Raw genomic sequence first — 16,292 nt, 5'->3', positions numbered from 1 at the left:
TTTTTTATTCAAAAAGATCAACTGGTTTTTGTTTTGGTTTTATAGCTATAAGTATAATCATAGCTATAACTACCACCTGCTGAACGCTGGATATCATTCAGGATAAAGCCATTTACGGTACTTCCCGCTTGTTTAAAACGGTTCACTGTCAGTGCCAATTCCTTCATTTGTGTTTTTGCATAGCGGGCCACCACCAGATTGAGTCCGACATATCGGGACACGATGATCGCATCCGTGACCGCCAGGACAGGAGGCGTATCAATTATAATATGATCATAGTGTGGCGTCAGGTGTTGCAGTAATTCCTGAAACCGTACCGAATTGAGAAGTTCGGATGGATTGACTGGATTTTCACCACAGGTGATGACGCTGAGGTTTGCTACATTAGTGCTTTGTACCATCTGTTCCAAGGTAATTTGCTCATTCAGGTATTCAGTTAATCCATATTGATTATCCAAATCAAAATATTTGTGTATATGACCACGACGCAAGTCCGCATCAATGATCAATACGCGTTTATGTTTTTCTGCCATGATGACTGCCAGATTGCTGGAAACAAATGATTTTCCAACTCTAGGCGCTGGACCCGAGATCATAATAATATTGTTTTTGGCCTGAGACAGAGCGAAATGACTTGCTGTCCGGATGCTGCGCAAGCTTTCGATCGCCATATCATCACTATGTTTAAGGGCTAATAAGAAAGGCAGTTTTTTCTTTTTCAGCAGTTTCAGTCCCGGTTTCTGAACAGGGGAGTGTGCAATATTGGCATAGACGGGAAGATCCAGTTGGTATTCTATTTGGCTACTATCTTTCACTCCAGAACGGAACATATTGCGGAATAATGCCACCAGAATTCCCAAGAAAGTACCGAAGCAAAAAGTTAAGAACAGAATTAATGGCTGTTTCTGTTTAATCACGTCAATCGGTTCAAGCGCAGTATCAATAACATGTACATTGCCAATCTCGCCGGCTTTGGCAATTCGCAGTTGTTGGTAGGAATTGACCAAATTGGTATACAGTTGTTGTTTGACTTCGACTTCACGAGACAGTTGTAAATACTGGCGTTGTATTTCTGGAAGATTTTTAAGTGTCGTATTGAGCTCACGAATCTTGCCATTAATCACACGAAGTTGAGCAGTAACTTCTCGCATGGTCGGATGTGCTGCTGCATATTTAGCGCCTATTTCCGCCTGTCTCTGTTCGAGTAGAGCTCGTTGTGTTTCTAAAGTCACACTCTGATTTAAATATAATTCTGACTCCCGGGTGATGTCGACAGTATTATGCTGTTGACGGAATTGGTTAAAGACCCGCTCTGCATCATCCAGCTGTTTTCTTAAATCCGGTAATTGAGCATCCAAGAAAGCGAGGGTCTGAGCAGTTTCTGCCGAACGACGGGTAATATTATTTTGGCTATAAATTGCCAAAATAGTATTCAGAACTTTGGTGATGTGCTGTTTGTCATGACCTTGGTAGCGAAGCTGCAAAATCCCGCTAAGTTCGCCTTTTTCTACAATTGAATAATTGGCAAGAATAGAATCAATCGCTGAGGGTAAAGAGAGCTTTTGCACCTGATAACTGCTATCTAGCGGATCCTGAGTAAAGATCGCGATTTTCCAGTCGCCCTGCGCAGTCTTGAATTGTACTGGCTGGTTCAGTGCACCCTTGAAAATGGTTTCTTCTGTCACAGGATTGATCAGACTAAAGCCCTGTTGTTGAAATTGCAGTAGCAGATTTTTATCCAAATAGGTGGCAGGAACTTCAAACTGTCGAATGTCGAAGCTTTTTTGACCCTCTTTAAAGCGCACAGTTTCAGGTTGATATTCGGTTTGATAATTTACCCCTTGAAATAGTCGCTTAACAAAAGTGTCTTCAGTACTGGTAATCTGAAGATCTAAATTTAAGCGATTAATTACTGATTCCAGAATATTGCGTGATTTTAATACCTCAACTTCAGCATTAGATGAAGACATTTGCCCAATGACACTTGAAAGGTTACCCAATAAAGCAGCTGAGGCACCTCTACTTTCTTCGACCTGGACGATGGCATCGACCTTATAATTAATCGCTGCAGTGCGTAAATAGAGCAGGACAGCAAGCACGCTGAGCAAGGCACATACGAGGATAAGTTTCCATTGCGCAAACAAGGAAAATAACACCCCTTTTAGGTCAATCATATTTTCGGTATTGTTATTTTTGTTCATAATTTTGCTTTCTAAAAGTTTAAAAGTGATTTTTCCAGTCGATGACGTCGTGTTGCATTAAATTACAGAACTTCATCAAAGACCTGCTGCCCCTGCAAAAATGAATCCCAAATATGCTGGCTTTATTGTTCCCTCAAAAAAAATCTAGTCTGGTAAACCCAGATATTTTTATGATGATCAGGATAAGATTATTTTTATTCAATCTGCTTCATATTTAGTGTTGAACTACATGGAGTTGCAGGCAGATCCCATGCTATTACGTAAAAATGCTGTCTTGTGATCAGCGCTGAGCATTACTTCAGCCATCTATATTTATAGATTTAATCTACAAATACGGGCAGATCTCGTTAGTAAACATTCAGTCATTAATCGATGGTTAATATTTTCAAAACAGCTCCCCAAAATCTTTTTAATATGCATAGCTGAACTACCTGCTAGCGTATAGCTGTACCAGCAACATTTGAAAATGGAAGAATCTGGCTAACCACTCGTTCCCAACGAGTCAGGCCTGTGGCATCTACATAGACAATATCATTGCTGTGCATTTTGAACTTTTTGGCCAAGCCAAAATCTCCCAGGTTTTTTAAACTTAAATGATATATTTCAGTCATCTGATTATTTGAATTGTCACGTAAGACGTAAATTCGACTAGCACTGGCTGAATAGGGATTAATCCCTTCACTTTCACCGAGAACATCCGCGAGAGTCATCCCCTGGTCACGTATGGGTAAGGGGGTATTCGTGCCTGCTTCACCCATGACATAGATTTTCTGATTTTCACGAGGACTGATATACAGGGTGTCATTGGGTTGAATTAACAGCTTATGTAATGAATATCCTGCCTTTTCTAATGCAATTGTATTGAGGTCATAGGCCACACCCTGACGCACCAATTGAATAGAGCTAGAGTTACCTTGCTCGTTAATGCCGCCGGCCAGACCCAGTGCTGTATAAACGCTCACGGGCTGATCAGACAAATAAAACTGCCCAGCTGATTTCACATTACCCACCACTGAATAACGCTGTCCCTGATAAGAAAGTACTCTCACCACCACATCTGGATTGTTTAAATAAGGAATTAATAGTCGGCGTACTTCCCGATTAACCTCCGGAAGGGTTTTCCCTACTGTTTTATAGCGTCCAATTAATGGAAAATGGATATAACCATTTCGGTCAATTTGATAACCATTGGTATTATCAGTTGCTGTTGGAACTGCACTAATTTCCGGGTAGGCCCATAATTGAAAGGATAAAATATCACCTGGATTCAAACGATAATCCTGCATTTCATGCTGAAATAAAGGTGCGTAATGATTCAGGTGTTGAGTTTGGGCTGACTGCACTGCAGGTAGATTGTCCTGAGTCAATTTTACCAGATTAACTTGAGTTCCCAGTTCGGTTTGATAAATTCCTTCATCTGGTAAATCATAGGTTTGAAAGCCAGATGTTGCTGCACATCCGACTAATGATAGGCTTAAGGTTAAAACGCCTATAAGGTGTCTATTGTTCACTTGAAACCCCTTTATTTTTATATATTTAAAATTAGTATTTATTCGTAATTATTAATTTTTTTAACATGGTTTATGTGATTAACATCTAAAAGTTATAACAAATTATATAGCTTGTCTATACTTATTTTTAGTTCTAAGTATACGTTTGAATTAAAATAGATCAATAACATTTATTAAAAAAAGTATCTAAAACTTCCATTAAATTAAGGTGTAGAGATACAAGTATTACTTAGTTTATTCAGGTAAAATGGATTGTTTATAAATTTTATTGCTTGCAGATTAAGGTGATTATCACAGTATAACTATACAAAACAAAAACTTAGTAGCAATGAAAGTATTTTCATATTATTTGTGTATACTTTAAAGGTTTTTTAGATTCTATTTTTATTAAATTTCACATATATTTATTCGGCATTAACTAGATTATATAAATGAAGTGTTAATTAATAATCTCTTATTAGTTGAAAGTAATATATCAGTAGTTGTAAAGCTTAAGCTGATTTTTATTGGTTGAAAAGTGTTTTAAAAAAACAATAATTATAAAGTATTGGGTAAGTGGTATAAGAAAAATACTTATCCATAAAATGTAACTATATTTGAGAATAATATTTTTATAGGTGGTGTGTTGAATAAAATTAATATATGTTATAAATAATCAAATAAGAATATCTATGCCTGAAGGCATCAATGAATTAAAAAAATATTTGAAAAGTAAAATAAAAATAAAAGGAATACTGGGAATGGTGAAAAAAATATTAGTGACTGGTGGAGCTGGTTTTATTGGATCTGCTACCGTCCGGCATATCATCAAAGCGACTGAACATCATGTTTTAAATGTTGATAAGTTAACTTATGCAGGCAACTTGGAGTCATTAATTTCTATATCAGCTCATCCCCGTTATCAATTTGCTCAAACTGATATTTGTGATCATGTATCTTTAACACGATTATTTTCAGAATTTCAGCCAGATATCGTCATGCATTTGGCAGCAGAGTCTCACGTGGATCGTTCGATCGATGGTCCAGCTGAATTTATCAGCACCAATATTGTGGGTACATATACACTCTTGGAGGTCGCACGAAAATATTGGCAAAATTTGGGTGAAATCAAAAAGTCTAAATTTAAATTTCATCATATTTCAACAGATGAAGTCTATGGGGATTTAAAAGAAACAACCGACTTATTTAATGAAGCCACAGCTTATTTGCCAAGTTCACCTTACTCGGCAAGTAAAGCCAGCTCGGATCATTTAGTGCGTGCTTGGCATCGAACCTATGGTTTGCCGGTCGTGGTTACGAACTGTTCAAATAATTACGGGCCTTATCATTTTCCTGAAAAACTGATTCCTTTGATCATCTTAAATGCGCTGGATGGAAAATCCTTACCTGTTTATGGTAATGGTCAGCAGATTCGGGATTGGCTTTTTGTAGAAGATCATGCCCGTGCTTTATATCAGGTTGCGACCAAAGGCAGGGTAGGCGAAACCTACAATATTGGGGGGCATAATGAAAAACAGAATATTGATGTGGTTAAAACCATTTGCGCCATCTTGGATGAACTTAAGCCACGACTCAATGGCCAAATATATGAAAGCCTGATTAGCTTCGTCAGTGATCGGCCTGGTCATGATTTACGTTATGCCATTGATGCTTCAAAAATTGAGCGTGAACTTGGCTGGAAACCACAAGAGTCCTTCGAGACCGGTATTCGTAAAACTGTGCAGTGGTATCTGGATAATCTGCAATGGTGCCGTCGCGTTCAGGATGGTTCTTATCAGCGTGAACGTTTAGGGGAGGCAGTCTAATGTCAAGATCAACAAAGGGGATTATTTTAGCAGGTGGTTCGGGCACACGCTTGCATCCAATCACTAAAGGAATCTCGAAACAGTTACTTCCGATTTATGATAAACCTATGGTTTATTACCCATTATCTGTGTTGATGTTAGCCGGTATTCAGGAGGTTCTTGTCATCAGTACCCCGGAAGATATTGATGGGTTTAAGCGATTATTAGGTGATGGTTCACAATTTGGCATGCAGCTGAGTTATGCGATTCAGCCTCGACCTGATGGTTTGGCACAAGCCTTTATTCTGGGTGAAGAATTTATTGGGCAAAGTAATGTGTGCTTAGTGCTCGGCGATAATATCTTTTATGGGCAAGGTTTTACCCCCATGCTGCGTCAGGCTGCTGAACGTCAAAAAGGAGCCACTGTTTTTGGCTATCAGGTCAAAGATCCTGAACGCTTTGGTGTGGTGGAATTTGATCAACAGCAACGTGCTATTTCAATTGAAGAAAAACCAGAAAAACCTAAATCTAACTTTGCTGTAACGGGCCTGTATTTTTATGACAATGATGTGATTCAGATTGCCAAACAAGTACAACCTTCTGAGCGAGGTGAACTGGAAATTACCTCCATTAACCAGGCATATCTGGAACGTGGTGATTTAAATGTTGAATTGCTGGGACGTGGCTTTGCCTGGTTAGATACAGGTACACAGGGAAGTCTACTTGAGGCAGCTCAATTTGTGGAAACCCTTGAAAAGCGTCAAGGTTATAAAGTTGCCTGTCTAGAAGAAATTGCAATGAATAATAGCTGGTTAAGCAAAGAACAAGTGTTAGCCATTGGTCAAACGATGAGTAAAAATGGCTATGGTCAATATCTGATTTCTTTGGTGGGGTAATCATGATGAATCTTATTGAATGGATTGATTTACCTAATCTGGGAGATCATCGTGGCAGTTTGGTGGTCGCTGAAGCCAATCGGAATATCCCCTTTCATATACAGAGGCTCTACTATATTTTTGGCGCTCAGCCTGATGTTCCTCGCGGGTTTCATGCACATAAAGAGCTTCAACAAATTGGGTTTTGTATTCAAGGCAGCTGTAAAATATTAATGGATAACAGTAAAGAAAAACAAGAAGTGTGCGTAAGTCAGTCCAATAAAGGATTATTAATTCCGCCCATGGTTTGGCATGAAATGCATGATTTTTCTAAAGATTGCATATTGTTAATATTGGCAAGCGATTATTATGATGAAAGTGACTATATCCGTAATTACGACCAGTTTTTAAAAGAAGCAGATAAAACTTTTATTGCTTAGAAAATGAGACTATAAAATTAAGAAAAATAATTCACAAGTATGATGGCTTTGTTACTCGAGAGACTTCAGAAAATAGAATTTTAAATAATAATAAATATGAAGGAGATGTATGAGATGATTAAGCCGCTTACATCATTGCGTATGTTTTTTGCGCTATTTGTTTTTCTTAGTCATTTGGCCTTTTTAAAAAATGACACGCATTATGCAAATATTTTTAACAGTATTTTTGACGAAGGATTTTTAGGCGTCAGTTTTTTCTTTATATTAAGCGGATTTATTTTATCCTATAACTATAAAGAAAAGTTTTTTAGAGGAAATGTTTCAAAAAAAGAATTTTATATTTCTCGTTTAGCAAGAGTATATCCAGTACATATAGCAACTACGGCAATTGTACTTCTGTTGACCTTTAGCCAGTCTGGACAAGGATGGGGATACTTAATTCAACACATTTTTCTAATACAAAGCTTTTTTTTAGAAGAAAATATTCATTTTTCATTAAACTCTCCATCCTGGAGCATTTCCGATGAATTGTTCTTCTATTTACTTTTTCCATTTGCATTTTTAATTTCTGAAAAAATAAGAAGCTATATATTTATTTTTTATCTTATAGGTATTCTGGTTTTGAATATGCAGCTTGATAAAAACCAGAATCACTATTGGCTGTACATTTCACCATGGGTACGTTTTTCAGATTTTTTACTTGGTATTATCCTGTTTGATCTTTATGAGAAAATAAAAGTTAATTACTCTAAAATGAAGATACCTACTTTTGTATTTGAATCAGGAGCGATTTTACTTTTTATCTTATTCTTTGTATTTCATAGCAAGATAGATATCAGTTATAGATACTCAATTTATTATTGGTTACCTATGGCCACCATCATTCTTGTTTTTGCATTGTCTCATGTTGTTAATGAAAAAAGTATTATTACTAAGTTTTTATCAAATAAATATATGGTTTTGGCGGGAGAAATCAGTTTTTGTTTTTATTTGCTTCATGTTTTGGAAATACAAGTTTTAAATTATATAAAAAAGATGTTTTTATTTGACATAGATTTAATGTTGTTTTCATTGATTATATTTATTTTGACTTTAATAGCCAGCTTTATAATGTATAAATATATTGAAAAGCCTTTAAATAGAAAGATGAAGAAATTTTTATTAGAGCCAAGTTTTAAATCTAAGAATTATGAACTGAATAAATAATATTGGGGTTTTCACTTTAATTCATATCAATAGATTAGTTTTGATAAATGTGGAATTAAAAAATGAATAACAAATTTTTATACGGGATTGATAATAATGATACCTTTTCTTGAGCTAAAAGCGATAAATGTTCAATACCGTGACAAACTTATAGCAGCTTGTACACAGGTCATTGATTCTGGTTGGTATATCTGTGGCAAAGAGTTAGAGGATTTTGAACGAAATTTTGCGAATTATTGTGGTACAGAGTATGCCATAGGGGTCGCCAATGGATTGGATGCTCTAATTCTGACCCTGCGGGCATGGAAAGAACTGGGTAAACTGAATGAAGGCGATGAAGTGATCGTACCTTCAAATACCTATATTGCAAGTATTTTGGCAATTTCACAGAATCATCTGAAACCGGTGTTGGTCGAACCGGATATCCAGACGTTCAATATTGATGTTAAGAAAATTGAAGCCGCGATTACCATCAAAACAAAGGCAATTTTGCCTGTTCATTTATATGGACAGCTTGCTGCCATGCCAGAAATTATGGCGATTGCCAAGAAACATAATTTACTGGTTTTAGAGGATTCGGCACAAGCCCATGGCGCTGAAATCGAGGGTAAAAAAGCAGGGAATTGGGGAGATGCTTCAGGCTTCAGTTTTTATCCAGGAAAAAACCTGGGTGCGCTGGGTGATGCCGGGGCAATTACCACCAATGATGCTGAATTGGCCCATATGCTTAAGGCTATACGTAATTATGGCTCACATGAAAAATATAAAAATCTGGTCATGGGAGTAAATAGTCGCCTTGATGAAATTCAGGCGGCTATCCTGAATGTAAAACTGCCATTTTTAGATCAGGAAAACCAGCATCGTCGTCAGATTGCAGATCTCTATTTAAAAGAAATTCAGAATCCAGCCATTGTGCTTCCACTTAAAAATATAAATACCGCAACTGATATGCAGCATGTTTGGCATTTATTTGTGATCCAGACCAGATATCGGGAGGAATTACAAAAATATTTGGCAGAGCATGGGGTACAGACATTGATTCATTATCCGATTCCGCCCCATAAGCAGCAAGCTTATAAAGCATGGAATAACTTAAACTTACCAATTTCAGAACAAATTCATGCGCAGGTCTTGAGCTTGCCGATAGGGCCTACTTTATCCATGGATGAAGCAAAGCAAGTTGTTCAGTTATGTAATGGTTTTCAAATATAGATGAATTTACTTAAGACCAGTGTACTGAATGGGGCGGCGGTCCTGATTAAGACCATAACCCTGTTTGTACTGAATAAAATTCTGGCTGTATATCTGGGGCCGACTGGATATGCAGCTTTAGGTCAATTCCAAAATTTTATTCAAATGGTGACTACTTTTGCGGGTAGTGCAATTAATACCGCAGTCATTAAATATACTGCTGAATATCATGAAGATGAAAGCAAACAACGTGCAATCTGGAAAACAGCAGGCAGTATTGTTTTTGTATTTAGTCTGATGTTCGCATTTTTAATTTTAATTTTCCAAAGGCAGCTATCACTTTATATATTTCATACACTTGAATATCAAACAGTTTTTGTATGGTTTGCAGTATTTTTATTATTCTTTAATTTTAATACCCTGTTTTTAGCCATACTCAATGGCAAAAAAGAAATATTAAAGCTGGTACTTGCCAATATTGCGGGTAGTTTATTTGCGCTTATTGTTACGAGTATTTTAGCAATAAAATTACATTTATATGGTGCCTTAATTGCATTATCCATTTATCAATCTATTGCGTTTATAGTGACGTTATTTCTGTGTTATCGAGCGGATTGGTTTAAGTTTTCCTCTCTGTTTGGAAAAATAGACTTAGAAATTACTAAAAAACTTAGTTCTTTTATCTGGATGGCATTGGTCAGTGCGATCTGTGTGCCTTTATCGCAAATCTTAATTCGAGCCTATTTAAGTCAGGAATTTGGCCTGGCGTATGCCGGTTACTGGGAAGCCATGATCCGTCTAAGCACCGTATACCTGATGCTGGTCACAACAACATTGGGAGTCTATTACTTACCGCGCTTGTCAGAACTCAAGATGATTGATGAAATTAAGAAAGAAGTTTATTTAGGCTATAAATTTCTTTTTCCACTGGCTGTGGCAGGCGGAGTAGTCATTTTTGTGCTGCGTGACTTGATTATCAATGTCTTATTCAGTCCATCTTTCGCACCCATGCAGAGCCTGTTCTTTTGGCAAATGATGGGGGATGCACTAAAAATAGGAAGCTGGATACTGGCTTATTTGATGCTCAGTAAAGCAATGACCAAACTGTACATCTCTACAGAGATTATATTTACCTTATCTCTTATTGCTTTGACCTATGTATGTACCCAGCTTTTTGGATTTGAAGGTGTTTCAATGGCCCACCTCATAAACTATGGAATGTATTGGGTCGTCATCAGTTTTTTTATATTTAAATCATTAAAACAAAGAGAGATAATATGATAAATGGCCAAGCTTTAGTTTCTGTCATTATACCAAGTTATAATCATGAAAAATTTGTGTGTGATAGTATCCAGAGTGTCATTAACCAGTCTTATCAGAATATTGAGTTAATTGTCATTGATGATGGATCTACAGATTCTTCAGTAAAAAAAATACAAGAACTGATTCCACGATGTGAAAAACGATTTACCCGGTTTGAATTTAGGCATCGACCGAATAAGGGCTTGAGTGCAACCTTGAATGAAGCCTTAGAATGGGCGCAAGGAGAATATTTTTCTTCTCTCGCTTCTGATGATATAATCTTGGAAGATAAAATAAAAATACAATCCGAATTTTTAAAGCATAACAAAAATTGTATTGCAGTGTTTGGAGGAATATCAGTTATTGATCATGATTCTAATCAGGTAAAAAATAGAATTAAAAAAAGAAAAAACTATAGTTTTGAACAAATTTTATTGTTAGAGCATGAGTTACCCGCCATGACACAACTGATTAGATCAAATGCTTTAAAAAAAATCGGTGGTTATGATGCTGAGGTGAAAATTGAAGACTGGTATATGTGGTTGCTTTTAGCACAAGAAGGGGAGTTATGTTATCTTCCTGTCCTGTTTGCCAAATACAGGCTACATGATAATAATATGCATAAGCAAACCTCTCTCATGCATGATTCAAGAATGATGATTTTAAATGAGTACCAAAATCATATACTTTTTAATAAAGCAAAAAAAAGAGCTTTATGGATAAATGCGTTTGAATTAGGGTTAATATCCAAAAATAAATCATTAGAAAAAGTGCTAGGAATTTTAAAAGAATATCCATCTGAAATTTTGACATATGATTTTTTCAGGTTTTTTTACTGGTTACTCATTAAGAAAGATTTTTAATAACAAAGTAAGTTTAATTAATATTATTAATTTTATATAGATGAAAATAGTTTTAAATATATTGAAGAAAAAATAATAAATTTAATAATATAAAATATTAATCAATTATTTTGCTCTTAATAAGGTATTAGATAATATAAAAGGAATGTATAGTGATTATTTTAAATGAAAGTAATTCAAAAAATAACATTATTTTTTTAAGTGATAGTAATGTAAAAGATAAAGTTATTATTTATCTTATATTATTTTCATTTTTTTTATCCCAGTTTTATTTTTGGTCCAGTGGGGTTCCACAGTTTAGTCACCTTTTTATTATGGGGGCACTTCTATTATTTTTTAGTAAAAAATCTGAAATAAATATTGAGTATTCAAGCATAATTTTATTATTTGTAGGATATACAATTTGTGTGAATTTTGCTTGGTATTTAATCATTTTAGATTATAGTTATATGATGTCTACAGTTTACTGGATATTTAATTTATTATTTTTTTTATTAATGACAAACTTAAATCAAGTCCAAGTTAAATTTTTCTATGAAAAACTATTATTTCTTATTCCTTTCTCCTATGTCATCGAAATTATTATCTGGGCAAGTAACTTAGGTCGTTATGATTTTGAGCCACGATACAATGGTCTTTTTAATGATCCTAATCAAATGGCATTTTGGGTGCTCAGTACCTGTGCAATTTATTTATATATTTCTGGAAGCAACTTTAAAAAAATAATTGTTTATTCGTTGGCCTTATTTTTGATTTTATTGACTATGTCAAGATCAGCATCAATTGGTTTTTTGATGTTAACTCTAGGATTTATTTTTAGTCAAAAAGGAGACCTTGATAAAAGAATATTGGTATTTTTTGGAACATTCGTATGTTTTAGTATTTTATGTTACTTTTTATATAACATGGGGGTTTTTGATAATGTTGTATTACGATTTATAGAAGGATTCGATCAGAGAAATAGTCAAGCAGAAGGGCGCGGTCTTCTTAATTTTCTTGATTATCCTCAATATTTAATTTTTGGTGCTGGACAAGGTGCTCATTGGTTATATAGCCCTGCCAATAATGAAATTCATTCAACTTGGTTAGGTATCTTATTTTATTATGGGATTATAGGTATAACTTTATTTTTAATATTTTTATACCAAATATTCAAGAAACTTTCACTTTCAAACAAAATTATATTGTTAGGGCCAATGTTATATGGATTTACCACTTATAGTGCAAGAACGCTTATTTTCTGGTTTTTATTGGCAGCTTTTTTACTATTTTCAAATAATAATAAGGAAGAATAAATATGTATATTTCTATAGGAATTCCATTTTTTAATGCAGAAAAATACTTGGAAGATGCGATTAAGTCAGTACTGGCTCAAACTTTTCAAAATTGGGAATTGATACTGGTAGATGATGGATCAACAGACCGGTCTTTAGCGATAGCCCAGTCATTTGTCGATCCTCGGATTCGTATTATTACTGATGGATGCAATAGAAGATTACCTTATCGCTTAAATCAGATTATTAATGAGGCAAAATATGACTTTATCGCACGTATGGATGCTGATGATTTAATGGCAGTAGATCGGTTGGAAAAACAGATAAAAGTCTTGAATGAAAATCCAGAGATTAATTTAGTGGTAACCAGCTTGTATTCGATTGGAAATAAAAATGAAATTTTAGGGAAAAGAATTTATTCTAATCATCAAATGCAACCCAAAGAAATTTTACAAGGTTTGACAAATTTATTACATGCTTCACTGCTCGCGCGTAAGGCGTGGTGTCAAAGAAATCCTTATCAAGAAACTAATTGCTTAGCTGAGGATTATGAATTATGGCTCTCAGCAGCGATAAAAAATGATTTTAATTATTTGGTTATACAAGAGCCTTTATATTTTTACCGAGAAGTAGAAAATATAAAAAAAGAAAAAATGATTCTTGGTTATAATACTCAAATAGAATTGATTAAAAAATATTATAACAATATTATATCTGACCTCGATAAAAATAAGATTGTTTTGAAATTTGAAATAAAAAAAATGATTGTAAAAATATTAAGTTTTTTGAATTTAATGCAGATTTTAAATCAACGTAGGATGACTGCTGTTTCTAAAGAAGATAGAAATTTTTATGCTTCACAATTAGAAATTATAGGAAGATTAAAAGAATGATAACTAAAAAAATTGCTATTATAGGTTCTACTGCTTATAACCTTTATAATTTCCGTAAAGATTTTATTTTTGCATGTTTAGAGCATGGTCATCAGGTTTATGCTTTTGTATCAGAATATGATGATCAGTGGCTAGATATTATTAAAAATCTTGGGGTAATTCCTATTACTTATCAACTTAGTCGTGGAGGACTAAATCCACTATCTGATCTACGTTCAACTTACCAATTGACTCATAAAATAAAGGAAATTCAACCTGATATCGTATTTTCATATTCAACAAAACCCGTTATTTATGCAACTTTGGCTGCTTATAAGATGAAGGTTCCTTATATTTATGGCATGATCGAGGGCTTAGGCTCACCTTTTACAATACATAAATACGGTCAAAGTTTTAAAGCTAAGTTGATCCGCTTTATACAAGTCTCTTTATATCGACTTGCATTTCCATACTTAGATAAAATTATTTTTTTAAATCATGATGATCCTAAAGATCTCGTTCATCGTTATAATCTTCCGCATAAAAAGAATGCAATTGAAGTTTTGGGACCTATTGGTCTTAATTTGCAAGATTTTGGTTATAAAAAATGGGATGATCAAAAAGAAATATCTTTTATTTTTATAGCTAGACTAATTGCTGAAAAAGGTATATTTGAATATCTAGAAGCTGCTAAAATAATTAAAAAAAAATATCCTGAAGTATCATTTAAAATTATAGGCTGCTTAGATTCAGAAAATCCTACAGGTTTAAAACAGGCAGAAATAGATCGATTGATAGAAATGGGTATTATAGAATATGATGGATTCGTCAAAGATGTTGCTCAAAGAATAAGTAATAGCACAGTATTTGTATTGCCATCCTATTATCGTGAAGGTGTGCCTCGCAGTACACAAGAAGCGATGGCTATAGGACGCCCAGTGATTACCACTGATGTTCCAGGCTGTAATGAGACTGTAGTAGATGGGGTGACTGGTTTTCTTATTCCAAAATGGGATGTAGCTGCATTAGTAAAAAAGATGATTTATTTTATAGAGCATCCTGAACAAGTAAATAAGATGGGATATCAAGGATTTCTGTATGCTAAAAAAAATTTTAATGCGGATTTGATCAATTATAGATTATTACAAATACTAGGAATTAATAAATTTTAAGATTTTTTAATAATAATTATTAAAAATATTATTTAAATTTTATACCTTATAAAAATTTATAATGATAAAGGAGATTACGGTGAAAGAAGCTGTAAGTTTTCAAATAAAAAAATATGAAGATGCTGATAAAGAAGTATGGAATGATTTTTTATTAAACTGTAAAAATTATCATTTCATGTTTAATCGGAATTTTATGGACTACCATTCTGATCGATTTGAAGACTTTTCTTTAATGTTTAAAAATGATAAAGATAAAATCGTGGCTTTATTGCCTGGAAATATTAAAGATAATATTTTTTATAGTCATCAAGGCTTAACATTTGGTGGTTTTTTGATTGATAGGGATTGTCGTGCTATTGATATGTTAAGTCTTTTTTCTCAGTTAAAAGGTTTTTTAAAAGAGAACTATATTAAAAAAATTATATATAAATGCATACCTAATATTTATCATCATTATCCTGCTCAAGAGGATTTATATGCTTTATTTCTAAATGAAGCAAGGCTCTATCGTCGGGATATTAGTACTTCTATTAACTTACAGGAAAAAATTTACTATTCAAAATCTAAAAAATGGGCAATCAATAAAGCAAAAAAATCTGGATTAACTTATGAAGAAGTCGAACAGCCAAGCATAGTCTGGGAAGTTATTCGTGAAGTCTTAGGTCAACATCATCATCAAAAGCCAGTTCATAATGAAACGGAAATAGATTTATTAAAAAGTAGATTCCCTAATAACATAAGGGCTTATAAATGTTGTTTTGAAAGTCAGATTGTTGCAGCAGCAGTGACTTTTGAAACTGAGAAAGTAGTCCATTTACAGTATTTAGCCAGTAATGATAAGGGAAGGGAAGAAAGAGCCTTAGATATTCTAATCGATTTTTTAATCAATAAAAATATCAAGTCTACTAAGATATTTGATTTTGGTATCTCAAATGAAAAAGAAGGAAAGTTTTTAAATACAGGACTGATTAATCAAAAAGAAAGTTTTGGTGCTCGTGCGATTGTGCATGACTTTTATAGTATAGATGTATAGTGACCTAACTCATATAGAAATACCTCCACCTTGAAGCATAAATCAATACTTTATAAGAGGTGAATTTTCTGCCTCTTTTTATTTTTTTCTTTAGTGTTTCATACTGACAATAAACACCATCAATATTCTAAAAATAAAGTAGTTTACTTTTAAAGCTGTCCAATTTTTTTGGATTTATCTCGTAGAAATATCAATAAGGTCTTATCTGTTTGAAAAATATAAATATTTTAAGTAAATATCAATAAGATTCTTATATAAATTTTAGATTAAATAACCCGAATCCTGCTTAAGCCGATGATTCCTTAATTTGAATTGTTGGCTTATTTCGATGGGTTAATTGATATGCACATAGTGAGGCGTAAATTCCACTCAGAAATCCATGAAGACTACGTGCTTTACTCGTCACTAAATTGTATTGCCCCTTCAATAAGCTGAATAATGTTTCTATTTTATTGCGTTGTCTTAGGTGATATTCATCTGATGCACAGAGTTGAATAGCCTGCATATTCTTCCGATGATAAGTAATTAAATCAATACCTTGATCTTTCAATCTAATTTTTAATTCTTG

14 protein-coding genes are annotated in these 16,292 nt (G+C 33.9%); 11 read left to right on the top strand and 3 right to left on the bottom strand.

What is annotated here, in order from left to right; all coding sequences use genetic code 11:
• Positions 1 to 17 precede the first annotated feature (17 nt).
• Together CWI32_RS12890 and CWI32_RS12885 are read right to left on the bottom strand one after the other, a co-directional pair.
• A complete protein-coding gene (locus CWI32_RS12890) occupies positions 18 to 2,201 on the bottom strand; it encodes a polysaccharide biosynthesis tyrosine autokinase (protein WP_100535471.1) in 2,184 nt (727 codons plus the stop codon).
• A 434-nt stretch (positions 2,202 to 2,635) separates the two neighbouring features.
• Positions 2,636 to 3,712, bottom strand: coding sequence for a polysaccharide biosynthesis/export family protein (locus CWI32_RS12885; RefSeq protein ID WP_100535470.1), 1,077 nt, complete (start codon positions 3,710 to 3,712; stop codon positions 2,636 to 2,638).
• A 740-nt stretch (positions 3,713 to 4,452) separates the two neighbouring features.
• Here CWI32_RS12885 and rfbB point away from each other — a divergent pair.
• From rfbB to CWI32_RS12830, 11 genes are all read left to right on the top strand, one after another.
• Positions 4,453 to 5,517 carry a dTDP-glucose 4,6-dehydratase gene (gene rfbB, locus CWI32_RS12880; RefSeq protein WP_100535504.1) on the top strand — a complete coding sequence of 355 codons (1,065 nt, stop codon included), beginning with the start codon at positions 4,453 to 4,455 and terminating at the stop codon, positions 5,515 to 5,517.
• Positions 5,517 to 6,392 carry a glucose-1-phosphate thymidylyltransferase RfbA gene (gene rfbA / locus CWI32_RS12875; protein ID WP_100355445.1) on the top strand — a complete coding sequence of 292 codons (876 nt, stop codon included), beginning with the start codon at positions 5,517 to 5,519 and terminating at the stop codon, positions 6,390 to 6,392. Before rfbB ends, rfbA begins: the two co-directional genes overlap by 1 nt.
• 5 nt (positions 6,393 to 6,397) lie before the next feature.
• Positions 6,398 to 6,811: a sugar 3,4-ketoisomerase gene (locus CWI32_RS12870; protein ID WP_100535503.1), complete on the top strand. Its 414-nt coding sequence runs from the start codon at positions 6,398 to 6,400 to the stop codon at positions 6,809 to 6,811.
• Positions 6,812 to 6,925: 114 nt separating this feature from the next.
• On the top strand, positions 6,926 to 8,017 hold the full coding sequence (locus tag CWI32_RS12865; RefSeq protein WP_100535502.1) for an acyltransferase family protein: 1,092 nt from the start codon (positions 6,926 to 6,928) through the stop codon (positions 8,015 to 8,017).
• Between the two features lie 96 nt (positions 8,018 to 8,113).
• Complete coding sequence (locus CWI32_RS12860; RefSeq protein ID WP_100535469.1) at positions 8,114 to 9,229, top strand: DegT/DnrJ/EryC1/StrS family aminotransferase; 1,116 nt, start codon at positions 8,114 to 8,116, stop codon at positions 9,227 to 9,229.
• A complete protein-coding gene (locus CWI32_RS12855; protein ID WP_100535468.1) occupies positions 9,230 to 10,489 on the top strand; it encodes an O-antigen translocase in 1,260 nt (419 codons plus the stop codon).
• Positions 10,486 to 11,373: a glycosyltransferase family 2 protein gene (locus tag CWI32_RS12850; protein WP_100535467.1), complete on the top strand. Its 888-nt coding sequence runs from the start codon at positions 10,486 to 10,488 to the stop codon at positions 11,371 to 11,373. Before CWI32_RS12855 ends, CWI32_RS12850 begins: the two co-directional genes overlap by 4 nt.
• A gap of 152 nt (positions 11,374 to 11,525) precedes the next feature.
• Positions 11,526 to 12,668 (top strand): O-antigen ligase family protein, encoded by a 1,143-nt coding sequence (locus CWI32_RS12845; protein ID WP_100535466.1) that lies wholly within the window; start codon positions 11,526 to 11,528, stop codon positions 12,666 to 12,668.
• Between the two features lie 2 nt (positions 12,669 to 12,670).
• Positions 12,671 to 13,540: a glycosyltransferase family 2 protein gene (locus tag CWI32_RS12840; protein WP_100355440.1), complete on the top strand. Its 870-nt coding sequence runs from the start codon at positions 12,671 to 12,673 to the stop codon at positions 13,538 to 13,540.
• Entirely contained in the window at positions 13,537 to 14,691 is a 1,155-nt protein-coding gene (locus tag CWI32_RS12835) for a glycosyltransferase family 4 protein (RefSeq protein ID WP_100535465.1), read from the top strand. The genes CWI32_RS12840 and CWI32_RS12835 overlap by 4 nt, the downstream gene beginning before the upstream one ends.
• Before the next feature lie 79 nt (positions 14,692 to 14,770).
• Positions 14,771 to 15,724 carry a GNAT family N-acetyltransferase gene (locus tag CWI32_RS12830; protein ID WP_100535464.1) on the top strand — a complete coding sequence of 318 codons (954 nt, stop codon included), beginning with the start codon at positions 14,771 to 14,773 and terminating at the stop codon, positions 15,722 to 15,724.
• Positions 15,725 to 16,010: 286 nt separating this feature from the next.
• On the opposite strand, the gene CWI32_RS12825 is transcribed toward CWI32_RS12830, so the two are convergent.
• The coding region (locus CWI32_RS12825) for a transposase (RefSeq protein WP_286204125.1) at positions 16,011 to 16,292 on the bottom strand (282 nt) is incomplete at its 5' end.

The sequence above is a fragment of the Acinetobacter pseudolwoffii genome, assembly GCF_002803605.1.
In the GTDB taxonomy this organism is placed as follows: domain Bacteria; phylum Pseudomonadota; class Gammaproteobacteria; order Pseudomonadales; family Moraxellaceae; genus Acinetobacter; species Acinetobacter pseudolwoffii.
The sequence above is the reverse complement of the archived record's forward strand: the minus strand, read 5'-3'. Positions and strand labels throughout refer to the sequence as shown.